The sequence below is a fragment of the uncultured Methylibium sp. genome (assembly GCF_902826655.1).
In the GTDB taxonomy this organism is placed as follows: Bacteria; Pseudomonadota; Gammaproteobacteria; order Burkholderiales; family Burkholderiaceae_C; genus Methylibium.
In genome coordinates this window covers 24,336-46,826 of record NZ_CADEFR010000017.1, presented here as the reverse complement: position 1 = coordinate 46,826, position 22,491 = coordinate 24,336, and the positions used below count along the sequence as shown (strand labels likewise).

The window sequence follows — 22,491 nt, the reverse complement described above, 5'->3', positions numbered from 1 at the left end:
CGCGGCCGGCGTCCTACGCTGCCGGACGCCGTGCGGCGACCGGCCGCCCGGCGATCGATCACAACACCACGAGGAGACCCCCCATGCGTGCCGTCGTCCTGACCTCCCCCCGCCTGCTGCCGGTGGCGCTGGCCACCGCCGTGCTGGCCCTGCAACCCGCCTGCGCCACCGACGGCGGCCACCACGCCGACCCGCGCAACGAGCTGCCGCGCGGCGTCGCCTCGCTGACGCGCACCGAGTACCCGGCCACCGCGCCCGGCGCCGGCACCACCGCCGCGACGCAGGACCTGCTGACCGGCGGCCTGGGCCGCACCGGCATCGGCGCCGCGGCCGCGCCGGTCTACGCCGACCCGCTGAACCCGACCGCGCTGGAGCTGCGCCGCAACGCGCTGTATTCCAACTACCGCGGCCTCGTCGACCCGACGGTGGGCGGAGGCTACGGCCGGCTCTACGGTCCCAACATCGACCTGGCCGGCAACGACACGCTGGGCGAGGGCCTGGTGCCCGGCGTCGAGTACCTGGGCGTGCTGGACGACAAGGCCGGCCGCAAGCGCGTGACGATGGCGATCCAGATCCCCGCCAGCTTCGACCCGAAGAAGCCCTGCATCGTCGTCGGCCCCTCGTCGGGCTCGCGCGGCGTCTACGGCGCGATCGGCGCGTCCAGCGAATGGGGCCTGAAGAAGGGCTGCGCGGTCGCCCTCACCGATGCCGGCAAGGGCATGGGCCTGTACGACCCGGCCGACGACACGGTGCACCGCATCGACGGCACGCGCGCCACGCGCGCGGCGGCCGGCGAGGCGAGCCACTTCGCGCCCGCGATCGACGACACGCAGCGCATCGCCTTCAATGCGGCCTTCCCGAACCGGCTGTCGCTCAAGCACGTGCACTCGCAGCAGAACCCTGAGGCCGACTGGGGCACGGACACGCTGGCCGCCGTGCGCTACGCGCTGTGGGCGCTGAACGAGGAGCACGGCGCCGACCTGCCCCGACGCCACGGCAAGTCGCAGCGCTTTCACGCCGACAACACGCTGGTGATCGCCGGCGCGGTGAGCAACGGCGGCGCCGCGGTGCTGCGCGCCGCCGAGCAGGACCGCCACGGCCTGATCGACGGCGTGGTGGCCAGCGAGCCCAACGCCCAGCCCGAGAGCACGCGCGGCTACGGCATCAGCTTCGGCGGCGTCCCGGTCGCCAACTTCGGCAAGCCGCTGTTCGACTACTTCACCTTCGCCAACCTCTACCAGCCCTGCGCGGCGCAGGCGGCCGAGGCGCAGATGACCGGCGAGCTGTCGATCCACAACTACATGACGCTGGTGGCGATGAACCCGCGCGCCGTCAACCGCTGCACGGCGCTGGCCGCGGCCGGCCTGGTGAGCGGCGGCACGCTGGCCGAGCAGTCGGCCGACGCGCTGAACCGGCTGCGCCACTACGGCTGGACGCGCTTCAACGACACGATGCACAACGCGCACTTCGGCCTGGGCAACGCGGTGATCATCTCGACGATGTACGCCAACGCCTATGCGCGCGCCTCGGTGCTGGACAACCTGTGCGGCGCCAGCGTCGCCGGGGTCGATGCGACCGCCGCGCCCGCGCCGCTGGCCGCGGCGACCAAGGCCGCGAGCTACGCCACCGGCAACGGCACCTCCAACGGCAGCCCGGCGGCGGTGATCGTCAACGACTCGGTCGGCGGCGCACGACGCTGGGACCTGGCCGTCTCGCCCGGCACCGGCACGGCCGACCTGGGCTTCGACGTGGCGATGTGCCAGCGCGCGCTGGCCACCGGCCGCGACCCGCGCACCGGCGCGGCGCTGACCGCCAGCAGCGTGCCGACCAAGGCGCAGAGCCAGGCCGCGCGCCAGGGCGTCGAGGAGGTGCTGCTGAACGGCAGGCTGCGCGGCACGCCGACCGTCATCGTCGCGGGCCGCAACGACGCGCTGCTGCCGGTCAATCACGCAGCGCGCGCCTACACCGCGTTCAACCGCGACCGCGAGGGCAAGCGCAGCGAGCTGCGCTACATCGAGGTCGAGAACGCGCAGCACTTCGACGCCTTCAACGCGCTGACGGGCTTCGACACGCGCTACGTGCCGCTGCACGTCTACTTCGTCGAGGCGATGAACGCGATGTACGCGAAGCTGAGCACCGGCGAGGCGCTGCCGCCCAGCCAGGTGGTCCGCACCGTGCCGCGCGGCGGCCTGCCCGGCGCGGCGCCGGCGGTGACGCGGGCGCAGCTGCCGGCGATCAGCGCGACGCCGGCCGCGACCGACCGCATCGGCTTCGTCGGCGACTCGCTGGCGGTGCCGGAGTGAGGCGAACGCCGCTCAAGGCGTGACGACGACGACCGCCGCCGCGCTGTCGGTGCGCTGGCCGGCGTCGTCGACCGCGCGGGCGACGTACTGCAGGCTCGCGCCCGCGCCGGCCGGCACCACGGTGTCGAACTGGTAGGGCGGGGCACGATCGCTGCCCAGCAGCGTCGTGCCGCCGGGGTCGACGCGGTAGAACTCGACCACCACCACCGCGTAGTCGTCGCTCGCGGCCGCCACCAGCCGCAGCGTGTCACCGCGCGCGGCGCTGGTCGGCGACACGACGAGCGACACGTTCGGCGCGTCGTCGTCGTAGTGGCCGAAGCCGAGCGAGATGCTGCCGCCGCAGGCGGCGAGGCCCAGCGACAGGGCCAGGGCAAGGAAGGGGCGCAAGGACATGCCGGCAGCCTAGCGCGGCCGGCATGTCCCCACAACGAATGCCCTGTCGCACCGCTCAGGTGGGGCGCTTCGCCAGCTCCTCGCGCACCAGGCGCAGCACCAGCTTGTCGAGCGACTCGACCGAGTAGTTGCCGACGTCGTGCGAGGTCTCGCGGCCGGGGCCGCTGCTCGGGTCACCCGCCTTTGCGTAGGTCAGGAAGACGAAGCGCCCGCCGGTGTACTGCGCGGCCTGGCGGAAGACGTACTCGCCGGTCGGGTCGAGCCCGCTCGCGCCGACCGCGAACAGCTTGATGCCGCGCGCCAGCGCGCCCTGCATGTCGTCGTCGTACCAGGGCGCGCCATAGTCCAGGTGCGGCGGCGCGTCGGCCACCAGCACCACCAGCCGCGTCGCGCCGTCGCCGCGCCACGACAGGCGGTGCACGGCGGTGTGCAGGGCTTCGTTCAGCGCCTCGGCATAGTCGCCGCCGCCGCCGGCCTGCAGCGCGCCCAGGCTCTTCTGGAAGGCGCCGAGGTCGTTGCTGAAGTCGTGCGCGCGCACGAAGAAGGCGTCGCCGCGGTCGCGGTAGGCCACGAGACCCCAGCAGATGTCGGGCTGGCTGGGCAGGCGCGCGATCTGGTCGGCCATCTGGCGCATCGAGCGCTTGAGCTTGTCGATCTCGTCGGCCATCGAGCCGGTGGCGTCGACCAGGAAGACCAGGTCCAGGCGCGTGCGCTCGGCCGGCAGGCTGGCGTCGAGTCGCACCTGCAGGCCGTCGCGCTGGCCGCGCTTGAGCAGCGCGCGGCCCGTGGTCCCGGCCTTGCGCACCTGCACCTCGATCAGCCCGGGCGCGCCGCCGTCCATCGCCGCGGGGTGCAGCCAGACCTGGCCGCCGCTGTCGGTGCGCGCCCACAGCGGCAGGCTGCGGCCGCTGGCGTGCAGGCTGACCTGCGCGTCGGGCACCGGGCGGCCGGCGGCGTCGTGCACGCTGAGCAGGTAGCGCTCCTGCACGTCGCGATGGCGCACCGGCAGGTGGGTGTTGCGGCCGCGGTAGGCGAGGTAGGCGCCGAAGTCGGCGTTGTCGTCGACCACGCCGGCCGACACCGGCTCGTCGCGCGGGCGCTGCGGCCGTGGCAGCGCTTGCGGCAGCAAGCCGGGCGCGCGTGATTCGCGAGGAGCATCGGCCGTGGCCGGCGCCGCGGCATCGGCAGCGGCGACTTCGCCGCGCGCGCCGCCGCGCGCTTCGGGCGCCGCGGCCTTGGAGGCCAGCAGTTCGCGCGAGCGTTCCTTCAGCAGCCGCGGCTCGTCGTCGGCCCGGCCGCGGCGCGCGCCCTGCTGCGGCGCGCCGTCGGGGCCCCACAGCTCGATGGCCTGCGGCGCGCGCTGGCAGTCGCGCGCGTTCGGCGCGGCCGGCGGCCCGGAGCGCGGCCCGGCCCACAGCGACTCGGCCCAGCCCGAGACCGGCGGCTGCCCTTGCGGGCGCGGCGGCGGATCGTCGGCCGGCACGGGCGAGACCCAGTCGTGCGCCTGGCTCCAGCCGACGCTGCAGGCACACAGCAGCGCGGTCAGGGCCAGGCAGCCGTGACGCATGACCGTGGAAAGACGGGGACCGATCGAGGGCATGGCAGTTCCTGCGGGAGTGGATGACGCAGGCTGATACGGCCGAGGGCGCAGAAAGGGGTTAACCCCGTTCGCGCGGCTCGCGCGTAGAAGACATCAGCTGCCGCGATGGCAGACTGGATCGCCGACGATGAACGACGCCACCGAGCCCGACGACGACCGCCTGATGCGCGCCTTCGCGCAGGGCGAGGCGCGCGCCTTCGAGCAGATCTACGCGCGCCACCACGCGGCGCTGTACCGCTTCGTCAGGCGGCTGCTGGGCAGCGCCTGCGCGGCGCAGACCGACGAGGTCTTCCAGGACACCTGGCTGCGCGTGATCGACGCGCGCCAGCGCTGGGCGCCGCAGGGCGCGAGCTTTCGCACCTGGCTGTTCACGCTGGCGCACCACCGCGCGGTCGACTGCCTGCGCAAGAGCGGCCGCGAGATCTCGGTCGATGCCGGCGGCCCGCCCTGGGAGCCCGAGGGCGAGCCCTGGGCCGCGTGGCCCGCGGCCGACGCCGGCAGCGCCGAGGACCGCAGCTTCTGGCGCGCCGCCGGCCAGCGCCTGCTGGACTGCCTGGACGGCCTGCCGGCGGCGCAGAAGACGGTGTTCCTGATGCACCACGAGGACGGGCTATCGCTGGCCGAGCTGGCCGCCGCGCTGGAGTGCGGCTTCGAGACCGCGAAGAGCCGCCTGCGCTACGCGATCACCAAGCTGCGCACCTGCATGGGCGCCTACCTGCCGGGCCGCGAAGCCCTGGGCTGATGACCACCATGGAACGCGACGACGACTCCCGCCCCGACGCCTTCCTGCGTGCCGCGCTGCGCCACGCGCCCGACCGCGAGCTGCGGCCGCCGCGGGCGCTGAGCGCCGCCATCCTGGACGCCGCGCGGCGCAGCGTCGCACCGCCCTCGATGTGGCAGCGGCTGCTGGGCGCCGCGAGCGCCGCGTTCGAGGCGACGCGCCGGCCGGCCGTCGCCGGCACGCTGGCGAGCGTGATGCTCGGCAGCGTGATCGTGCTGATGTGGCGCGACGGCCCGCCGCCCGAGGCACTGCCGCAGTCCGACGCGCCGGCGGCGACCGCCGCGGTGCCGGCATCGGTGCCGGCATCGGTGCCGGCATCGGTGCCACAAGCGCCGGCCGTGGCGGCGCAGGCTGAAGTGCGGCAGGCCGACGCAGCGCCGGCCGAGGCGCCTGCAGCGGCGAAGGCGATCGCGAAGCCGACCCCCGCCGCGCCGCGCCGCGAGCTCGAGGCGCGACGCGCCCTGCCCCCGGCACCTGCGCCTGCGCCTGCGCCGACACAGACACCGACGCGCACGGAGCCTGCTGCGCCGCTGGAGCCGAGCGCCGTCGCCGCGGTTCCGGACGCCGCACCGACCGACACGCGGGCCGATGCACGCGCCGAGAACGCGGCGCCGGCGGCTGCGGCCGCGGCGGCGATGGCCGACGCGCAGGCCGGGGCCCAGGCCCGCACTGCGGCGTCGGCCATCGCCGAAGGGGCGCTGAAGGCCCGCGAGCGGATGGCCAGCAAGGCGGCGGCGCCGGCCGCACCGGGTCGCGTCGCCGGCCTGTCGTCCGAGACCTCGCGCGAGACATCGCGCGAGACGCCGGCCGATCCGCTGGCGGCGGTGCTGGCACCGTCGCGGAGCGGGTCGACCGCCGCGCTCGCGAGTGCCACACGCCCGCTGCCGCATCCGGCGGCCGCCTGGCTGGCCGAGCTGCGCGTCCTGGCCCGCGGCCGCTGGCAGGCCACGCCGCCGCTGGCAGGCCTGGCCTGGGTCGCGGTGCCGGCCGACGCCGGCCTGCTGCCGGGCCGCGTCGCGCTCGACGGCGAGGCCGCGTGGTGGCAGCCCGGCGCCGCGGCCGACGCGGCCGACGTCGCGGGCCGCACCTGGCGAGCGGCCTTGCCGCCCGAGGCCCTGGCGCGCCTGCGCGAGGCGATGGCCGGCTGGGCGCCGTCCTCGTCCGGCCGACCCTGAGCCTGGGCGCGGGCACGGTCCGGCTCGCATAATGGCGGGTTGCCCTGCTCCGCGCAGGGCGCGCCCGGCCCATGCTCGAGACGCCCCCCACCCCCGACCCCGAAGCGCCCGACGCGACGGCCCCTGCTGCGCCGCCGGCGGCGGTCCGCCGGCCGGCCCTGGAAGGCACGCCCGCGATCCGCATCCGCGGCGCGCGCACGCACAACCTCAAGAACATCGACCTCGACATCCCGCGTCACGCGCTGGTGGTGATCACGGGGCTGTCGGGCTCGGGCAAGTCCAGCCTCGCCTTCGACACGCTGTACGCCGAGGGCCAGCGCCGCTACGTCGAGAGCCTGTCGGCCTATGCGCGGCAGTTCCTGCAGCTGATGGACAAGCCCGACGTCGACGTGATCGAGGGCCTGAGCCCGGCGATCAGCATCGAGCAGAAGGCGACCTCGCACAACCCGCGCTCGACGGTCGGCACGGTGACCGAGATCCACGACTACCTGCGCCTGCTGTACGCGCGCGCCGGCACGCCCTTCTGCCCCGACCACGAGTTGCCGCTGGCCTCGCAGAGCGTGAGCCAGATGGTCGACGCCGCGCTGGCGCTGCCCGAGGACACGCGGCTGATGATCCTGGCGCCCGTGCTGCGCGAACGCAAGGGCGAGCACACCGAGCTCTTCGAGGACATGCAGGCGCGCGGCTACGTGCGCTTTCGCATCGGCTCGAACGGCAAGCCCGGCCAGGTGCACGAGTTCAGCGACCTGCCCAGGCTCAAGAAGAACGAGAAGCACGACATCGACGTCGTGATCGACCGCCTGAAGGTGCGGCCCGAGATGGCCCAGCGCCTGGCCGAGAGCTTCGAGGCGGCGCTGCGCTTCGCCGACGGGCGCGCGATCGCCTGGGAGATGGACAGCGGCCAGGAGCATCTGTTCAGCGCCCGGTTCGCCTGCCCGAGCTGCGGCTGGTCGCTGGCCGAGCTGGAACCGCGGCTGTTCTCCTTCAATTCGCCGGTCGGCGCCTGCCCGTCCTGCGACGGCCTCGGCCAGGTCACGGTGTTCGACGCGGAGCGCGTGGTCGCCTTCCCGACGCTGAGCCTGGCCAGCGGCGCGGTCAAGGGCTGGGACCGGCGCAACGCCTACACGCATTCGATGCTGGAGAGCGTCGCGTCGCACTACGGCTTCGACACCGACACGCCCTTCGAGCAGCTCGCGCCCGAGCATCGCCAGGTGCTGCTGCACGGGTCGGGCGAGACCGAGATCCCCTTCGTCTACACCAGCGAAGGCGCCAGCGGCCGCAAGCGCACGGTGAAGCGCTGGCACGCCTTCGAGGGCATCCTGCCGAACTTCGAGCGGCGCTTCCGCGAGACCGACTCGGTCGCGGTGCGCGAGGACCTGGCGCGCTACCAGGCCGCCAAGCCCTGCCCCGACTGCCACGGCACGCGGCTGCGGCGCGAGGCGCGCCACGTCAAGCTGGTCGACGTGGCGAGCGGCACCGCACGGCCGATCTACGAGATCGCGCACGCCACGCTGCGCGAGGCGCAGCAGGTCTTCGACGGCCTCAGGCTCGAGGGCGCGAAGGCCGGCATCGCCGACAAGGTGGTGCGCGAGATCGGCTCGCGGCTGAAGTTCCTCAACGACGTGGGGCTGAACTACCTGAGCCTGGACCGCAGCGCCGAAACCCTGTCGGGCGGTGAATCACAGCGCATCCGGCTCGCCTCGCAGATCGGCTCGGGCCTGACCGGCGTGATGTACGTGCTGGACGAGCCCAGCATCGGCCTGCACCAGCGCGACAACGACCGCCTGATCGCGACGCTGAAGCACCTGCGCGACCTGGGCAACAGCGTGCTGGTGGTCGAGCACGACGAGGACATGATCCGCGCGGCCGATCACGTGATCGACCTCGGCCCGGGTGCCGGCGTGCACGGTGGGCGCGTGATCGCGCAGGGCACGGTCGACGAGCTGATGGCCGCGCCCGAGTCGCTGACCGGCCAGTACCTCGGCCGCGCGCTGCGCATCGGCCTGCCGAAGCGGCGCACGCCCTGGCGCGAGGACATCGAACTCGATCTCGGCACGGCCGAGCCGGCGCCCGGCACGCCGCCGCGCAAGAGCGGCAAGGGCGGCAAGACCAAGGCGCCGACGCCGGGCCAGATCGCCTGGGCCGAGCGCGGCAGCATCACGGCGCTGCGCATCGGCGGCGCGCGCGGCAACAACCTGCAGCGCGTCGACGTCGAGATCCCGGTCGGCCTGTTCACCTGCGTGACCGGCGTGTCGGGCTCGGGCAAGAGCACGCTGGTCAACGACACGCTCTACGCGGCGGTGGCGCGCAAGCTCTACCAGAGCCACCTCGACCCGGCGCCGCACGACGACATCGAGGGCATCGAGCACTTCGACAAGGTCATCAACGTCGACCAGAGCCCGATCGGCCGCACGCCGCGCAGCAACCCGGCCACCTACACGGGCCTGTTCACGCCGATCCGCGAGCTGTTCGCCGAGGTGCCGGCGGCGCGCGAGCGCGGCTACGGGCCGGGGCGCTTTTCCTTCAACGTGCCGGGCGGGCGCTGCGAGGCCTGCCAGGGCGACGGCGTGCTCAAGGTCGAGATGCACTTCCTGCCCGACGTCTACGTGCCCTGCGACACCTGCCGCGGCGCGCGCTACAACCGCGAGACGCTGGAGATCCTCTACAAGGGCCGCAACATCACCGAGGTGCTGGAGCTGACCGTCGAGGACGCGCACGCCTTCTTCAGCGCCGTGCCGACCATCGCGCGCAAGCTGCAGACGCTGCTGGACGTGGGCCTGGGCTACATCACGCTGGGCCAGAGCGCGACCACGCTCAGCGGTGGCGAGGCGCAGCGCGTCAAGCTGGCGTTGGAGCTGAGCAAGCGCGACACCGGCCGCACGCTCTACATCCTGGACGAGCCGACCACCGGCCTGCACTTCGCCGACATCGCGCTGCTGCTGAAGGTGCTGCACCAGCTGCGCGACGCCGGCAACACCGTGGTGGTGATCGAGCACAACCTCGACGTCATCAAGACCGCCGACTGGCTGGTCGACATGGGGCCCGAGGGCGGCGCCGGCGGCGGGCAGGTCGTGGCGGTCGGCACGCCGGAGGACGTGGCGGCCAATCCGGCGAGTCACACCGGGCGCTACCTGAAGCCGCTGCTGGCAGTTTGAACCGGGAGTCGCTCAGGGCGAGCGCCATTCCTCGCCCGGCATGATTCGACGCATGAACTCGTCGAACAGCGGCACGGTGAACGCGGTGTCGCCGTGGCTGGGACTCCAGACCATGCCTTTGGCAATCAGCTTGTTGCGCATCGGGCCGAGCGATGTCACCTTGGCGCCGAGGCGTTCCGCGATGTCACCAGAGCGATGCGGGCCAGGGCCCAGGTCGGCCATGGCCCGCAGGTAGCGTTTCTCGGCCGGGGTCAGGCGATCGAAGCGCACGCGGAAGAAGCTTTCATCCAGCGCAGCGATGGCCAAGGTCGAAGCCGCCTTGACGTCCCGCTCCCGGATCGGCGAGACGGCGGCGTGGTCCCACGCATGCTTGCCCCACTCCTGCAGGAAGTAGGGGTAGCCGCGGGTCTTCTCCAGGATCAGTTCAAGCGCCTTGTCATCGAAGTCCACGCTCTGATCTCTTGCGGGCTTCGCGATGGCGAATCGGGCCGCTGCCGGCATCAGCGGCCCGATGGTCGGGAAGTCGAACAATCGTTCGGCATACGACTTGGCCCGTCCCATGCGCCCTGGCAGTTGCGGCAGGCCGGCGCCGACCAACCCCACGGGCACGCGGCGCTGCGCGCAGCGGTGCAGGGCAGTGATCAGGGCCGCCAGTTCCTCCTCCCGCACGTACTGCATCTCGTCGATGAACATGACCAGCGCGGTGTCGGCCTTCTGGGCTGCGGCGCCGACGAGTTCAAGCAACGCCTGCAGGTCATGTTCGAGGTCGCCGTTGTCGGCCAGGCCTGGCTCGGGGTCGAAGTCCAAGCCGACCTCGATGTCTTGGTACTTGAACTTGAGTGACTTGGCGAAGCCCGCAAGCGCGCGCAAAGCGCGTTGTGCCACATCGCGGGCCTGCGTCTGCAGACTCAACCGGAGGAGCGCCTGCCGGAGCTGCGGCGCCAGAAGCGCCGGCAGCGAGCGCCCCTCGGGCGCTTCGATACGCACGGTGTGCACGCCGCCCGCTTCGGCATCGTCGCGCATTCGGTCCAGCAGCACGGTCTTGCCGACGCCGCGCAAACCGACCATCAGTACGCTCTTGGCCGGCAGGCCTAGGCGCAAGCGTTCGATACCGATGCGAACCTGCTCGCGCAGATCGTCACGGCCGGCCAGCTCCGGAGGAGGAGTTCCTGCGCCCGGTGCATAAGGATTGCGGATCGGATCCATGTTTTGGCGAAGTTTAGTTGATTTACCGATATCTGATAATTTACATAAACTGCGCCAAAACCGTGGCAGCTGCCGCCTAGCCGCCGCCAACTCGATCTGTTCGCCCGCTAGCATGGTTGTTCGACAGGAGGCCGCCCATGCTTCAGGACACCGTACCCACCATCGTCTCTCTCAATGGTCAGCCCGCCGACGACCGACGCATCACGGCCGTCTATCGTTGCAAGCTTCGTCTCGACGAACTCGGCGATACCGAAGATCCAGACGTCAAACTCTGTAGTCAGTGCCAGCAAAAGGTCTTCAAGGTCATCGACTTCGACGGCTTCGAGAAAGCCGTCGCCTCGAAGGGCTGCGTGTGGGGCCCCGCGGACATCCGACCGTTGACCGAGTCCTCGGCCGAAGGGCTGTTTCTGGGCGGTCCCTGCATGACGTACTACCCGCCGTCATCGCTCCAGTGGGACGATTGAAATCAGCGTCGAGTCGACCCTCAGCCCGGTGGTGAGTCGTTCGAACTTCACGGGTCCTTCAGACTTGGCGTAGATCGTCGCCAGCTGCTTCACCCGCTTCATCGTGATCGACACCGGCGGCCACAGCTCGCCCTCGGCCAGCGCCTTGTAGTCGCCGGTGTTGGTCTTCAAGACCAAGAAGCCGCCCGCGGTGAACAGCTCACAGACGGTGTCCGGTCGATTGCCGTACTGCAGCTTGAGCTTATGCAGTGCGCCGAACAGCGCCTTGGCGTTTAGAAGCGTCGCGTGATTCGTCGGCACCTTCACCGCAAGCCCTCCTTCATCGCCCCCACGATCCTCACCGTCTCCACACTCACCCGCGCCACGCGGGCCAGCAGGTCGATCACGCGCTCCTTGTGATCGGCGAAGCGATAGGTGTCGAAGCGGGCGCGGATGGTCGGGTCCTTGGGCTTCTTCTCCTTGTGCTGATCGAGCACCCAGTCGAGCGCGCTGCGGTTGCCGAGGCGGTAGTCCCAGGCGGCGCGGGGGATGCCGTCGAGCACCGTCTCGCTGTCGATGACGATGCGGCCCGTGGTGGCCGCATGCTCGGGCTCGCTGCGCAGCACGCACTTCGGCTGCTGGCCGGCGGCGCGCACTTTCTCGTCGGGTGTGTCGGTGCGCTGCAGGGCGAAGGGCGTCACGCTCTCGTAGCCCAGGTGCAGCGCCATCAGTTCGGCGCCCCAGCCGGCCCAGCGCGCAAAGTCGTCGGCGCCCGTGCCGTAGAGCGGGATGCGCGGGAACTCGCGCTTCAAGTTCTGCGCGTAGGTCTCGCGGTAGACCGGGTCGTGCAGCACCGCGTAGACGTAGTGAAAGATCGCCTCCTTGGTGATCGGCTCGGCGGCCTTCCTGCCGAGGCCGGGCAGGTAGTGCTGCTGAAACTGCTTGAGGGCCCAGTCAGTGATGTTGTCGAGGCGGGTGCCGTCGGGGGCGTAGACCCACCGCGGAAACATCTGCGTTGCCCTCGATGAATACCCAGCGTCGGGAAGCGCATCGACTACATGCACGGTGAACGGCAACTGGGGGTGGCCGCAAACCATAACGACCTCGTTTGGCTGCCTGAACGACGGGCCAAATGCCGAGACATGGTTCTCGGTAAGTCGGTCGTTGAAAAGCTTCTCGGCGTAGAGATAAGCACGCGCGAAGGGCCGCCAGTGCGCCCTAACCAGCAGGCGCTTGTCAAAGGTACTCACCCTTCCTTGCAGGAATCGCGTCTTCAGATCGGCGCTCCACTTCACCTCAGCAGGAAACGATCGATCAGACGACGATAGAAGCTCGTTGTACTTGCTGCTCAAGTACGACGCCTTCGTCAGCGCTGCGTCTTCGTCGATGTCATAGACCCACTCGTCTCGATTCGACGAGTTTCCCCAGGCGAACAACTTGAACAGTGCGCCCTTGGCCGTCCCGGCTTTCACGGCCTTAGCTGCAAACGGAAGCATCGACTCGTCTTGTCGTTCGCCAATCCAGTTGTGGTTGCTGTCCGGCCTCACTTCCTCGAACGCCAGCGCCGACGCCCGCGCGCTTCCGATGAAGGCGAGCTTCTCCTCAGCCGTCTCCATCTCCGGCCGCCGCACGTAGAAGACGCGGCAAGCTGATTTGTCCTTCTTGGTCTTGCCCACCGCTCCCTGACGCTTGACGAAGAAGCTGATCGCCACGCCGAGCTGAATGCCGAAGACGTTGTGCTTCGTGCCACTCAGCTTCGCGTTGGCGCGCACGTCCCCGCCCAGGTCAACGATCCAAGCTTCGGTGAAGTCGCGCGCCACGGTCTTGCGAAAGCCATCCGCCTCGCGAGCGTCAATGAAGTTCCGGTTAGTCACGAACGCAAGCACTCCGTCTGCTGCCAGCCGATCGGTGGACCATCGGAGAAAGCGGCTGTACATGTCGTACCGCTTGGTCTTCTGCGCCGTGCTCTCGGCGATGTAGGTCTGCTTGATGCGCGCATCGATCGCCGGGTACTTGCGGTTGGGGTTGTTGTCGGTCTCGCTGGCCTGGTTGGCGTTGTACGGTGGGTTGCCGATCACCACGCTGATGCGCCGGCCGTTCTGGCGCTTGATGCGCGCCACGTTCTCTTCGCTCACGCTGCCGAACAGGTCGTGCGTGACGCCGGCCGCCGCGGTGTGCAGGCCCACGTTGTCGAGCGTGTCGACGAAGCACAGGTTCTTGAACTCGGCGTACTCGCCGGTGATGGCGGCGTAGGTCGCCTCGATGTTCAGGTTGGCGACGTAGTACGGCAGGATCGCCACCTCGTTGGCGTGCAGCTCCTCGGCGTACTTGTGCTTCAGCTTGGCAGGCTGACCGCGGAAGTGCTCCAGCAGCTCGCAGACGAAGGTGCCGGTGCCGGTGGCCGGATCGAGGATCTCGACGTTCCTGTCGATCAGGTTGCGGCCGAAGTGCTTCTCGCACAGCCAGTCGGCGCCTTCGATCATGAAGCGCACGATCTCGTTGGGCGTGTAGACGACGCCCAGCCGGTCCGCCGCCTTGGCGTTGTAGACCTTGTAGAAGTTCTCGTAGATGACCTTCAGGAAGGTCTGCTTCTCGTGGTGGCTGCCGATCTGCGCGGCCGCCGCGCGGATCGCCGCGTAGTAAGCCTCCAGGCCCTTGAGCGTGCTCTTCTTCAGGCCGCCGGTGAAGAAGGTGGCCTCCAGCTCGTAGAGCTTCTTGGCGACGTTGTTGTCGCGGTGGAACTCGCTGTCGAAGACCTTGGAGAAGATCTCCTCGGTGAGGATGTGCTGGATCAGCATCTCGCGCACGTCGGCGGCGGTCAGCGCGGGGTTGATGGCCTCCTGGGCGTGCTTCAGGAAGGCGCTCGATGCATCGCGGAAGGCGGCGTTGCCGGCGTGCTGCGCCTCGATCATGTCGCGCAGAGCCTCCAGCACGGCTGGCAGGTCGGTCTTGAACTGCGCGACGGCCTGGCGGAAGTCGGCGATCTCGCGGCGCTCGTAGCCGAAGAACAGCTTCAGGACGCGCGCGAGTTCGATGGTGTCCGCAACGGCGCAGCGTTTGACCTCGTCGCCGTCCTGCCACAGCACAGCTACGCGATCGTCGGTGAAGACAATGTTGTCGCGCGGGTAGCCCTTGCGAAACTTGGTCTCGATCTCGGCGTCGAGGTCATCCTTCTCGTCTTTGGCCTCCCAGTACCCGAGCGGCGTGCGGATGCTGTGGAGCAAGGCGCCATCGACTGCGATGTTGTTCTTGGCGGCTGTCTTGATGGGGTACTCCGCCAGGAAGACGAGGTCTTGGCTGCGTCCCCAGCCCTTCAGCAGGTCCTTGAAGGCCTCGCGGACGACCGATTCACGGTGCGTGCCGCCGACCTTCTTGAGACGATCGAGCTCGGCAAGGTATTGGTTGATCAGAACCTGGCTCATCCGTCTGCGCCGCCTCCCGCGGTGGATTTCAGCACAGACAATGGCGCCGGACGGCTGATGCTCAACTCGGACCAGCCCCCGCTGGCGGTAAGGATCGGCAGCGCTGGCTAGACTGACCCGCACGAGGAGACCCCATGAGCCCCAGCATCGACTATTACTTCGCCCCGCAGTCGCCCTACACCTACCTCGGCCACCTGCGCTTCTGGGACATCGCGCGCAAGGCCGGCGCGGCGATCCGCGTGATGCCGGTGGACCTGGGCGGCAAGGTGTTCCCGGTGTCGGGCGGCTTGCCGCTGGGCAAGCGCGCACCGCAGCGCCAGGCCTACCGGCTGGTGGAGCTGCAGCGCTTCAGCGAGTGGCTGCACGTGCCGCTGAAGCTGCAACCGAAGTACTTTCCGGTCAGCGGCGACGACGCGGCGCGGCTGATCATCGCCGTCGACCTGCACGACGGCGCCGATGCCGCCATGGCGCTGACCGACAGCATCCTGCGCGCCGTCTGGACGCAGGACCGCAACATCGCCGACGAGGCGGTGCTGGCGGCGCTGCTGCGCGAGCGCGAGCTGCCGGCGTCGCGCCTGGAGGCCGCGCACAGCCAGGCCGTGCACGAGCGCTACGAGGCCGACACGCAGGCCGCGATCGACGCCGGTGTCTTCGGCGCGCCGAGCTACGTGGTCGACGGCGAGATCTTCTGGGGCCAGGATCGCCTCGACTTCCTGGAGCGCAAGCTGAAATGAACCCCCCCGAAGCGCCTGCTGCGCCTCCCCCCAGGGGGCGCCGCTGGCGGACCGGCGAAGCCGGATCCGCGGCGGCTGCTGGATGGCGCTCGTTGGCGTTCGTGTTCATGCTCCTGGGCGTCGGTGCTGCGATGGCGCAGGCGCGCTACGACGGCCCGCTGTTCGACGCCCACCTGCACTACAACGACGAGGCCTGGCAGGCGCATCCGCTGCCCGACGTGCTGGGCCGCATGCAGCGCAGCGGCGTGCGCGCCATCGTCGCCAACAGCCGGCCGAACGACGGCACGCGCACGCTGGCCGACGCGCGCGAGCAGGCGGCCGCGGCTGGCGTCACGGTCGTGCCCTTCGTGCGGCTGTACCGCAACCGCAACGACTACGTGACCTGGCACCTCGACCCGTCGATCGTGACGATGGTCGAGTCCGAGCTGGCGCGCGGCACCGCCGCCGGGCCCTATCGCGGCCTGGGCGAGTTCCATCTCTACGACAGCGCCTTCGCCGACAACCCGACCGCGCGCACGCTGATGCGCCTGGCCGAGGCGCGCGACCTGGTGGTGCTGGCGCACTGCGACGACGTGGCGATCGAGAAGCTGCTGGCGCACGCGCCGAAGGCGAAGCTGATCTGGGCCCACACCGGCATCGGCGGCGTGCCGGCGGCCCGGGTGCGCGAGCTGCTGCAGCGCCACCCGACGCTGGTCGGCGAGCTGTCCTACCGGCCCGGGCTGACCGACGACGGTCGCCTCGCGGCCGAGTGGCGACAGCTCTTCACCGATTTTCCGCAGCGCTTCGTGGTCGGCTCCGACACCTGGGTCAACGGCCGCTGGCAGCAGTACGAGGCGCTGATGGACGAGGCGCGGCGCTGGCTCGGCGAGCTGCCGGCGCCGCTGGCGCGCCGCATCGGCTGGGACAACGGCGCGGCGCTGTTCGGCCTGGCGGCGCGCTGACCGGCGCCACGATAGACGCACCAGCGGCGCACCCGGCGGCGACAATGGCCGCCGCACCATGAGCTTCCCCCTGCACCCGCGAGAAGCTGAACGGCTGGCGCTGCTGCGCGAGCTCGACCTGTTCGACGCCGATGTGCCCCAGCCCGGTCTGGACGCGATCGCCGCCGGTGCGGCGCGGCTGACCGGCGTGCCGATCGCGCTGGTGACGCTGGTCGGCGCCGACGAGCAGCGCGTGCTGGCCCGCTACGGCGTCGACCTGAAGAACTCGCCGCGGGACCACGCCTTCTGTGCGCACACCATCCTGGGCGACACGCTGGTCGAGGTGCCCGACCTGCGCCGCGACGCGCGTTTCCGCGACAACCCGCAGGTCGCCGGCCGCCCGCACGTGCGCTTCTACGCCGGCCAGCCGCTGGCGATCGACGGCCTGGCCGTCGGCTCGCTGTGCCTGCTGGACCTCACGCCGCGCGAGTTGAGCGACGACGACCGCGAGGCGCTGGTGCAGCTGGGCCGCGCCGCGGTCGAGCTGCTGCTGTCGCGCCAGCGGCTGCGCGACGTCGAGCGCGAGCGCGGGCGCCTGGTCGACTTCGCGCGGGCCGGCGGCGACTGGATGTGGGAGAGCGATGCCGAGCATCGCTACCGCTGGATCTCCGACGCCTTCGAGGCCGCCACCGGGATGAGTGCGGCCGAACAGGTCGGCCGCGAGATCTCGGACGCCGAGCTGCTGGACACCGACGGCGCACCGCGGACGCCGCCGCTGCGCTACCGGCAGCTGCTGGAGCGCCAGGAGCCGTTCGCGCGCGTCGTCACGCCCAAGGCCACGCCGCGCGGCGTGCGGCTGCTGTCGCGCAGCGCCGTGCCGGTGTTCGACGCCGGTGGCCGCTTCGCCGGCTACCGCGGCACGGTGCGCGACGTGACCGCCGTCATCACCGCGGCGGTCGAGGCGCGGCGCGGTGCCCTGACGCTGCGCCAGCTCGCCGAGCAGGTGCCGGGCGTGCTGTTCATCTTCGAGCAGCGTCCCGACGGCAGCGCGGCCTATCCCTTCGTCAGCGACGGCGCCGAGCGCCACTTCGGCATGCCGGCCGCCCTGCTGCAGACCGACGCCAATGCCTTCTTCTCGCGGGTGCATCCCCAGGACCTGCCGGAGCTGGTGCAGGCGATCGGCCAGGCCGCCGGGCGCGCGATGCCGCTGGAGCACACCTACCGCCTGCAGCCGCCGGACGGGTCGCTGCGCTGGGTCGAGACGCGCGCCGCACCGACGCGGCTGCCCGACGGCGGCACGCTGTGGCACGGCTTCACGGCGGACGTCAGCGCACGCCGCGCCGCCGACGAGGCGCTGCAGGCCCACGAGGAGCGCTGGCAGATGGCCGCCGACGCTGCCGGCATCGGCATCGCGCAGCTGACGCTGGCCGATGGTCGCGTGCGCTTCGACCAGCGCGCCTGCGCGAACCACGGCCTGAGCTACCCGCAGCTGCAGTTCACGCTGGCCGACTGGATCGCGCAGATCGACCCGGTCGACCGCGACGTGGCCCGGGCCGGCATCGAGCGGGCGATCCACAGCGGCGTGCCGTTCGACGGCCGCTACCGCATCCACCAGCCCGACGGCAGCCTGCGCTGGCTCGAGTTCCTGGTCCGCGCGACGCACGACGACGCCGGCGCCGCGACCGGCGTCATCGGCATCTGCCGCGACGTGCACGAGCAGCAGATCGCGGCCGACCTGCATCGCGGCAAGCAGGAGGCCGAGCGCGCCAGCCGGGCCAAGAGCGAGTTCCTGTCGCGCGTCAGCCACGAGCTGCGCACGCCGCTCAACGGCATCCTGGGCTTTGCGCAGCTGATGACGCTGGACCGCGAGCACGCCCTGACCGGCGCGCAGGCCCAGCGCCTGGCCAGCGTGCAGCGTGCCGGGCGCCACCTGCTGGACCTGATCAACGACGTGCTGGAGCTCAGTCGCATCGAGAGCAGCGTGCAGTCGGTGCAGGCGGTGCCGGTCGAGGTCGACGCCGTGCTGCGCGCCGGGCTGCAGCTGGTGCAGCCGCTGGCGGCGGCCCGCGCCGTGAGCCTGCGCCCGGCGCCACCGAGCGGCGCCTGGGTGCGCGGCGATGCGCGTGCGGTCGAGCAGGTGCTGGTGAACCTGCTGTCCAACGCCATCAAGTACAGCCCCGAAGGCGGCGCGGTCGCGATCGAGGTCGAAAGCCTCGGCGACGAGGTCGCGATCCACGTGCGCGACCACGGCGCCGGCCTCAGCGCCGAGCAGCAGTCGCGGCTGTTCCAGCCCTTCGACCGGCTCGGCGCCGAGCAGCGGCGCATCGAGGGCAGCGGCCTGGGCCTGGTGATCGCGCGCCAGCTGGCCGAGCTGATGGACGGCCGCATCGGCGTCCGCAGCCGGCCCGGCAGCGGGTCGACCTTCAGCCTGCGGCTGGCGGCGACCGCGGCGGTCGCGGCGCCGCCGGCGCGCGCGGCCGATGCCGAGGAGCCGGTCGCGATCGACGGCGGTCCGACCAGCGACGCGCCGCGGCGCGTCGTCTACATCGAGGACGAGCCGCTCAACCAGATGCTGCTGCAGGAGGTGTTCCGCGCGCGGCCGGCCTGGCGGCTGCACGTCGCCGACGACGGCGCGAGCGGCCTGCGCCGGGTGCGAGAGCTGACGCCCGACCTGGTGCTGGTCGACATGAACCTGCCCGACACCAACGGCCTGGCGCTGGTGGCGGCGCTGCGCGCCGACCCGGCGACGCGCGGCCTGCGCTGCATCGCGCTGTCGGCCGATGCGATGGAATCGCAGATCGCTGCGGCGCGCACGGCCGGCTTCGACGACTACTGGACCAAGCCGATCGACGTGGGGCGCGTGCTGGCCCAGCTGGACAGCCTGCTCGGCGCCGACTGATCCGGCCGGCCCAAAGAAAAAGCCCGGCGGGTGCCGGGCCTTTCTCGATGCTCGTCGACCCCGGAGGGCCGATCGCTCAGCGCCTCAAGGGATCACTTGAGGTGGGCGTTGATCATCTTCGTCATCTCGAACATGTCGGCCTTGGCCTTGCCGAAGATCTCCTTCAGCTTGGCGTCAGCGTTGATGACGCGGCGCTGCACGGCGTCCTGCAGCTTGTTCTTCTTGATGTATTCCCAGACCTTCTTGGTCACGTCGGTGCGCGGCAGCGGGGCGCTGCCCACGATCGCGGCCAGCGCGGCGCTGGGAGTCATCGCCTTCATGAACGCGGCGTTCGGGGTGCGCTTCTTGGCCGGGGCCTTCTTGGCGGCGGCCTTCTTGGCCGGTGCCGCCTTCTTGGCCGGAGCCTTCTTCGCCGGCGCCTTCTTGGCAGCCGCCTTCTTCGCCGGTGCCGCCTTCTTGGCCGGGGCCTTCTTGGCCGGAGCCTTCTTTGCCACCTTTTTGGCGGCCTTCTTCGCAGTTGCCATTTGAATCACTCCATCAAGAGTTGTTGATGTGCCGGGTCCCGGGCGACAGCCACATGGACTCTCTTTCTCACAGCGACCCTGCGGCGCGGATGGTACTGCGCAGGTGCTGCATTGAGAAGCAGTTTCTCCATGGAAATCACGCCGCCGCACGTCTTCGCGCACCCGGTGTCGCTGCAAGGCATCACCGGTGGCGGCGGAAAGCATGCCCCTGACGCGATTGCTGGCAATTTGATTGTGTGCAATAGGATTGCTGAAAACCGCTACAGTCCCCTCATGGCTGCGATCCGCTCCCCTGCCCGATCCACCGCCCGGGCCCCGGCCCGGCCGGCGGCCCGGCGCGCCGGGCCGTCGCTGCGGCTCGATGCCCAGGTGTGCTTCGCGCTGTACTCCACCTCGCTGGCGATGACCAAGCGCTACCGGCCGGTGCTCGACGCGCTGGGCCTGACCTACCCGCAGTACCTGGTGATGCTGGCGCTGTGGGAAGAGGACGGCCTCGGCGTCTCGGCGCTCGGCGAACGCCTCTTCCTCGACTCCGGCACGCTGACGCCGCTGCTCAAGCGGCTGGAGGCGGCGCAGCTGCTGCAGCGCCAGCGCGCGCCCGACGACGAGCGCCGTGTCGTCGTCGGCCTGACCCCGGCCGGCCGCGCGCTGCGCCGCCGCGCGCTCGGCGTCCCGGCGATGCTGGCCGGCGCGACCGGCTGCGCGCTCGACGAGCTGGCGGCACTGACCCGCGCGCTGCAGGGCCTGCGCGACGCGCTGGCCGCGCCCGATTCCCCTGCCCCCGCTGCGGCCTGAACGGCCGCGACCCTTCCCACCCCCCGAAAGGAAACACGATGAACAAGATCGAGAAGGTCCTCTACCGCGCCCAGGCCACCGCGACCGGCGGCCGCGAAGGCAGCGCCAAGTCCTCGGACGGCGTGCTCGACGTCAAGCTGACGACGCCCAAGGAACTGGGCGGCAACGGCGCCGTCGGCACCAACCCCGAGCAGATGTTCGCCGCCGGCTACTCGGCCTGCTTCCTGGGCGCGATGAAGTTCGTCGCCGGCCAGAAGAAGATCGCCCTGCCGGCCGACACCAACATCACCGGCAAGGTCGGCATCGGCCAGATCCCGCAGGGCTTCGGCATCGAGGTCGACCTGGCGGTCAACGTGCCCGGCATGGACAAGGCCCAGGTGCAGCAGATCGTCGACGCCGCCCACCAGGTCTGCCCGTACTCGAACGCGACCCGGGGCAACATCGAGGTGCGGCTGAGCGTCATCTGACGCTTGGTCGCGGCGGCCGTCGCGAAGCAAGGCACCCGCGGGCCCGGCCGCCGACGAAGAGGTGTTGAGCGTCATCTGACGCCCGGTCGCGGCGGGCGGGCGCTCAGCCCGTCAGCCGCCGCGCGGGCCCGCGATCCTCGGGCCGCGCGGTGCGCAGGCTCCACACCATGGTCACGGCCAGGATCGCGACGACGATGCCGAGCGACAGCAGCACCGGGATCTTGATGACGTCGATCAGCAGCATCTTGCCGCCGATGAAGACCAGCACCACCGCCAGCCCGTAGCTCAGCAGGTGGAACTTCGCGGCCATCGCGGCCAGCAGGAAGTACATCGCACGCAGGCCCAGGATCGCGAAGATGTTGGACGTGAGCACGATGAACGGGTCCTCGGTGATCGCGAAGATCGCCGGGATCGAGTCGACGGCGAAGATCACGTCGGTGATGCCGACCAGCGCGGCCACCATCAGCAGCGGCGTGGCGATGCGCTTGCCGTTCTCGACGGTGAAGAACTTCTCGCCGTCGAAGTCCTTGCTGACGGGCAACAGACGGCGCAGCAGCTTGAGGGCCGGGTTGCTCTCGAGGTCGGGCTCCTGCCCGGCGGCCCACCACATCTTGATGCCGGTGACCAGCAGGAAGGCACCGAACAGGTAGAGCAGCCAGTGGAACTGCGCGATCAGCCAGGCGCCGACCAGGATCATCGCCGTGCGCAGCACGATCGCGCCGACGATGCCGATCATCAGCACGCGCTTCTGGTAGGCCGGCGGCACCGCGAAGTAGCTGAAGATCATCAGGAAGACGAAGATGTTGTCGACTGCCAGCGACTTCTCGATCAGGTAGCCGGTCAGGAACTCCATCGCCTTGACGTTGGCGACGGCGTTGCCGTGCTCGGCCTGCATGGCCCACCAGAACAGCGCGTTGAAGGCCAGGCTGATCAGCACCCAGACGACCGACCAGCGCGCGGCCTGCGGCACGGTCACCTCGGCGGCGCCGCGGCGACTGAGCAGGACGAAATCGACGAACAGCGCGACGAGAACAGTCGCGACAAAGACGAACCAGAGCCATTGCGGCGCCATGGTGCTCATGAACTCTCCTGAAGAGGAAGGGAACGAGGGCCAAGCGCCGAAAGGTCTTGCGGAGGGAAGGATTCCTCTGCGGTCCCGGGCGACCACCGGGCGGCGGTCGCCGTACTGACGGGGGGCCGCGGTCACGGGCGTGACCTGCTACTCCCCTTTCGACAAGCGCGATTGTGGCGGCGGGGCGATGCCCGAGCGTGATCCGGGGGCATGCCGTGTATCCTGCACGGCATGCTGAAGATGCTGATCCGTTGGGTGCTGCTGGCCGCCGCGCTGCTGCTGGTGGCGCACCTCTACCCGGGCGTGGTGGTGGCCAGTTTCACCAGCGCGATGATCGCGGCCCTGGTGCTGGGCCTGTTCAACGCGGTGCTGCGCCCGTTGCTGGTCATCCTGACGCTGCCGGTGACGCTGCTGACGCTGGGGCTCTTCCTCTTCGTCATCAACGCGCTGATGTTCTACTTTGCCGCCAACGTGCTGGACGGCTTCAGCGTGCGCGGCTTCGTCGCAGCGCTGATCGGCTCGCTGATCTACAGCCTGTGCGGGCTGGTCATCGACGCGGCGCTCGAAGCGCTGTTCGCCCGCAGGCGCTGAACGCCGGCGCG

General features: G+C 70.7%; 18 protein-coding genes. 11 read left to right on the top strand and 7 right to left on the bottom strand.

Annotated features, from left to right (window positions below; translation table 11 throughout):
- Positions 1 to 83: 83 nt before the first annotated feature.
- Positions 84 to 2,303 carry a 3-hydroxybutyrate oligomer hydrolase family protein gene (locus QZV97_RS09430; protein ID WP_295641521.1) on the top strand — a complete coding sequence of 740 codons (2,220 nt, stop codon included), beginning with the start codon at positions 84 to 86 and terminating at the stop codon, positions 2,301 to 2,303.
- 12 nt (positions 2,304 to 2,315) lie between these two features.
- Here QZV97_RS09430 and QZV97_RS09425 read toward each other — a convergent pair whose 3' ends face one another.
- Positions 2,316 to 2,696 (bottom strand): hypothetical protein, encoded by a 381-nt coding sequence (locus tag QZV97_RS09425; RefSeq protein WP_295641520.1) that lies wholly within the window; start codon positions 2,694 to 2,696, stop codon positions 2,316 to 2,318.
- A 55-nt stretch (positions 2,697 to 2,751) separates the two neighbouring features.
- Positions 2,752 to 4,296, bottom strand: a complete 1,545-nt coding sequence (locus QZV97_RS09420; RefSeq protein ID WP_295641519.1) for a VWA domain-containing protein — start codon at positions 4,294 to 4,296, stop codon at positions 2,752 to 2,754.
- A 127-nt stretch (positions 4,297 to 4,423) separates the two neighbouring features.
- On the opposite strand from QZV97_RS09420, the gene QZV97_RS09415 reads away from it, so the two are divergent.
- The 3 genes from QZV97_RS09415 (at position 4,424) to uvrA (ending at position 9,407) form a co-directional block, all read left to right on the top strand.
- On the top strand, positions 4,424 to 5,038 hold the full coding sequence (locus QZV97_RS09415; protein ID WP_295641518.1) for a sigma-70 family RNA polymerase sigma factor: 615 nt from the start codon (positions 4,424 to 4,426) through the stop codon (positions 5,036 to 5,038).
- Entirely contained in the window at positions 5,038 to 6,252 is a 1,215-nt protein-coding gene (locus QZV97_RS09410; RefSeq protein WP_295641517.1) for a hypothetical protein, read from the top strand. Before QZV97_RS09415 ends, QZV97_RS09410 begins: the two co-directional genes overlap by 1 nt.
- Positions 6,253 to 6,323: 71 nt before the next feature.
- On the top strand, positions 6,324 to 9,407 hold the full coding sequence (gene uvrA, locus QZV97_RS09405) for an excinuclease ABC subunit UvrA (protein ID WP_295641516.1): 3,084 nt from the start codon (positions 6,324 to 6,326) through the stop codon (positions 9,405 to 9,407).
- Between the two features lie 12 nt (positions 9,408 to 9,419).
- Here the strand turns inward: uvrA and QZV97_RS09400 are convergent, their stop codons facing one another.
- Positions 9,420 to 10,613: an AAA family ATPase gene (locus tag QZV97_RS09400; RefSeq protein WP_295641515.1), complete on the bottom strand. Its 1,194-nt coding sequence runs from the start codon at positions 10,611 to 10,613 to the stop codon at positions 9,420 to 9,422.
- Positions 10,614 to 10,750: 137 nt separating this feature from the next.
- Here QZV97_RS09400 and QZV97_RS09395 point away from each other — a divergent pair, with 137 nt between their 5' ends.
- The gene (locus QZV97_RS09395) at positions 10,751 to 11,077 is read left to right on the top strand and encodes a hypothetical protein (protein ID WP_295641514.1); all 327 of its coding nucleotides are present in this window, start codon (positions 10,751 to 10,753) and stop codon (positions 11,075 to 11,077) included.
- On the opposite strand, the gene QZV97_RS09390 is transcribed toward QZV97_RS09395, so the two are convergent.
- Positions 11,054 to 11,383, bottom strand: coding sequence for a hypothetical protein (locus QZV97_RS09390; RefSeq protein WP_295641513.1), 330 nt, complete (start codon positions 11,381 to 11,383; stop codon positions 11,054 to 11,056). The genes QZV97_RS09395 and QZV97_RS09390 overlap by 24 nt on opposite strands.
- Entirely contained in the window at positions 11,380 to 14,478 is a 3,099-nt protein-coding gene (locus QZV97_RS09385) for a type ISP restriction/modification enzyme (RefSeq protein ID WP_295641512.1), read from the bottom strand. The genes QZV97_RS09390 and QZV97_RS09385 overlap by 4 nt, the downstream gene beginning before the upstream one ends.
- Before the next feature lie 134 nt (positions 14,479 to 14,612).
- Here QZV97_RS09385 and QZV97_RS09380 point away from each other — a divergent pair, with 134 nt between their 5' ends.
- The 3 genes from QZV97_RS09380 (at position 14,613) to QZV97_RS09370 (ending at position 19,031) form a co-directional block, all read left to right on the top strand.
- Entirely contained in the window at positions 14,613 to 15,212 is a 600-nt protein-coding gene (locus QZV97_RS09380) for a 2-hydroxychromene-2-carboxylate isomerase (RefSeq protein WP_295641511.1), read from the top strand.
- A 107-nt stretch (positions 15,213 to 15,319) separates the two neighbouring features.
- On the top strand, positions 15,320 to 16,153 hold the full coding sequence (locus QZV97_RS09375) for an amidohydrolase family protein (protein WP_295641554.1): 834 nt from the start codon (positions 15,320 to 15,322) through the stop codon (positions 16,151 to 16,153).
- A gap of 58 nt (positions 16,154 to 16,211) precedes the next feature.
- Positions 16,212 to 19,031, top strand: a complete 2,820-nt coding sequence (locus QZV97_RS09370) for an ATP-binding protein (protein WP_295641510.1) — start codon at positions 16,212 to 16,214, stop codon at positions 19,029 to 19,031.
- Between the two features lie 92 nt (positions 19,032 to 19,123).
- On the opposite strand, the gene QZV97_RS09365 is transcribed toward QZV97_RS09370, so the two are convergent.
- Positions 19,124 to 19,555: an SWIB/MDM2 domain-containing protein gene (locus QZV97_RS09365; protein ID WP_295641509.1), complete on the bottom strand. Its 432-nt coding sequence runs from the start codon at positions 19,553 to 19,555 to the stop codon at positions 19,124 to 19,126.
- A gap of 273 nt (positions 19,556 to 19,828) precedes the next feature.
- Between QZV97_RS09365 and QZV97_RS09360 the strand changes: the two genes are divergently transcribed.
- Positions 19,829 to 20,350 (top strand): MarR family transcriptional regulator, encoded by a 522-nt coding sequence (locus QZV97_RS09360; protein WP_295641508.1) that lies wholly within the window; start codon positions 19,829 to 19,831, stop codon positions 20,348 to 20,350.
- Positions 20,351 to 20,388: 38 nt separating this feature from the next.
- Positions 20,389 to 20,817: an organic hydroperoxide resistance protein gene (locus QZV97_RS09355; RefSeq protein ID WP_295641507.1), complete on the top strand. Its 429-nt coding sequence runs from the start codon at positions 20,389 to 20,391 to the stop codon at positions 20,815 to 20,817.
- Between the two features lie 103 nt (positions 20,818 to 20,920).
- Here the strand turns inward: QZV97_RS09355 and QZV97_RS09350 are convergent, their stop codons facing one another.
- Positions 20,921 to 21,898, bottom strand: a complete 978-nt coding sequence (locus tag QZV97_RS09350) for a TerC family protein (RefSeq protein ID WP_295641506.1) — start codon at positions 21,896 to 21,898, stop codon at positions 20,921 to 20,923.
- A gap of 225 nt (positions 21,899 to 22,123) precedes the next feature.
- Between QZV97_RS09350 and QZV97_RS09345 the strand changes: the two genes are divergently transcribed.
- The gene (locus QZV97_RS09345) at positions 22,124 to 22,480 is read left to right on the top strand and encodes a phage holin family protein (RefSeq protein WP_295641553.1); all 357 of its coding nucleotides are present in this window, start codon (positions 22,124 to 22,126) and stop codon (positions 22,478 to 22,480) included.
- The last annotated feature ends 11 nt before the right edge of the window (positions 22,481 to 22,491 follow it).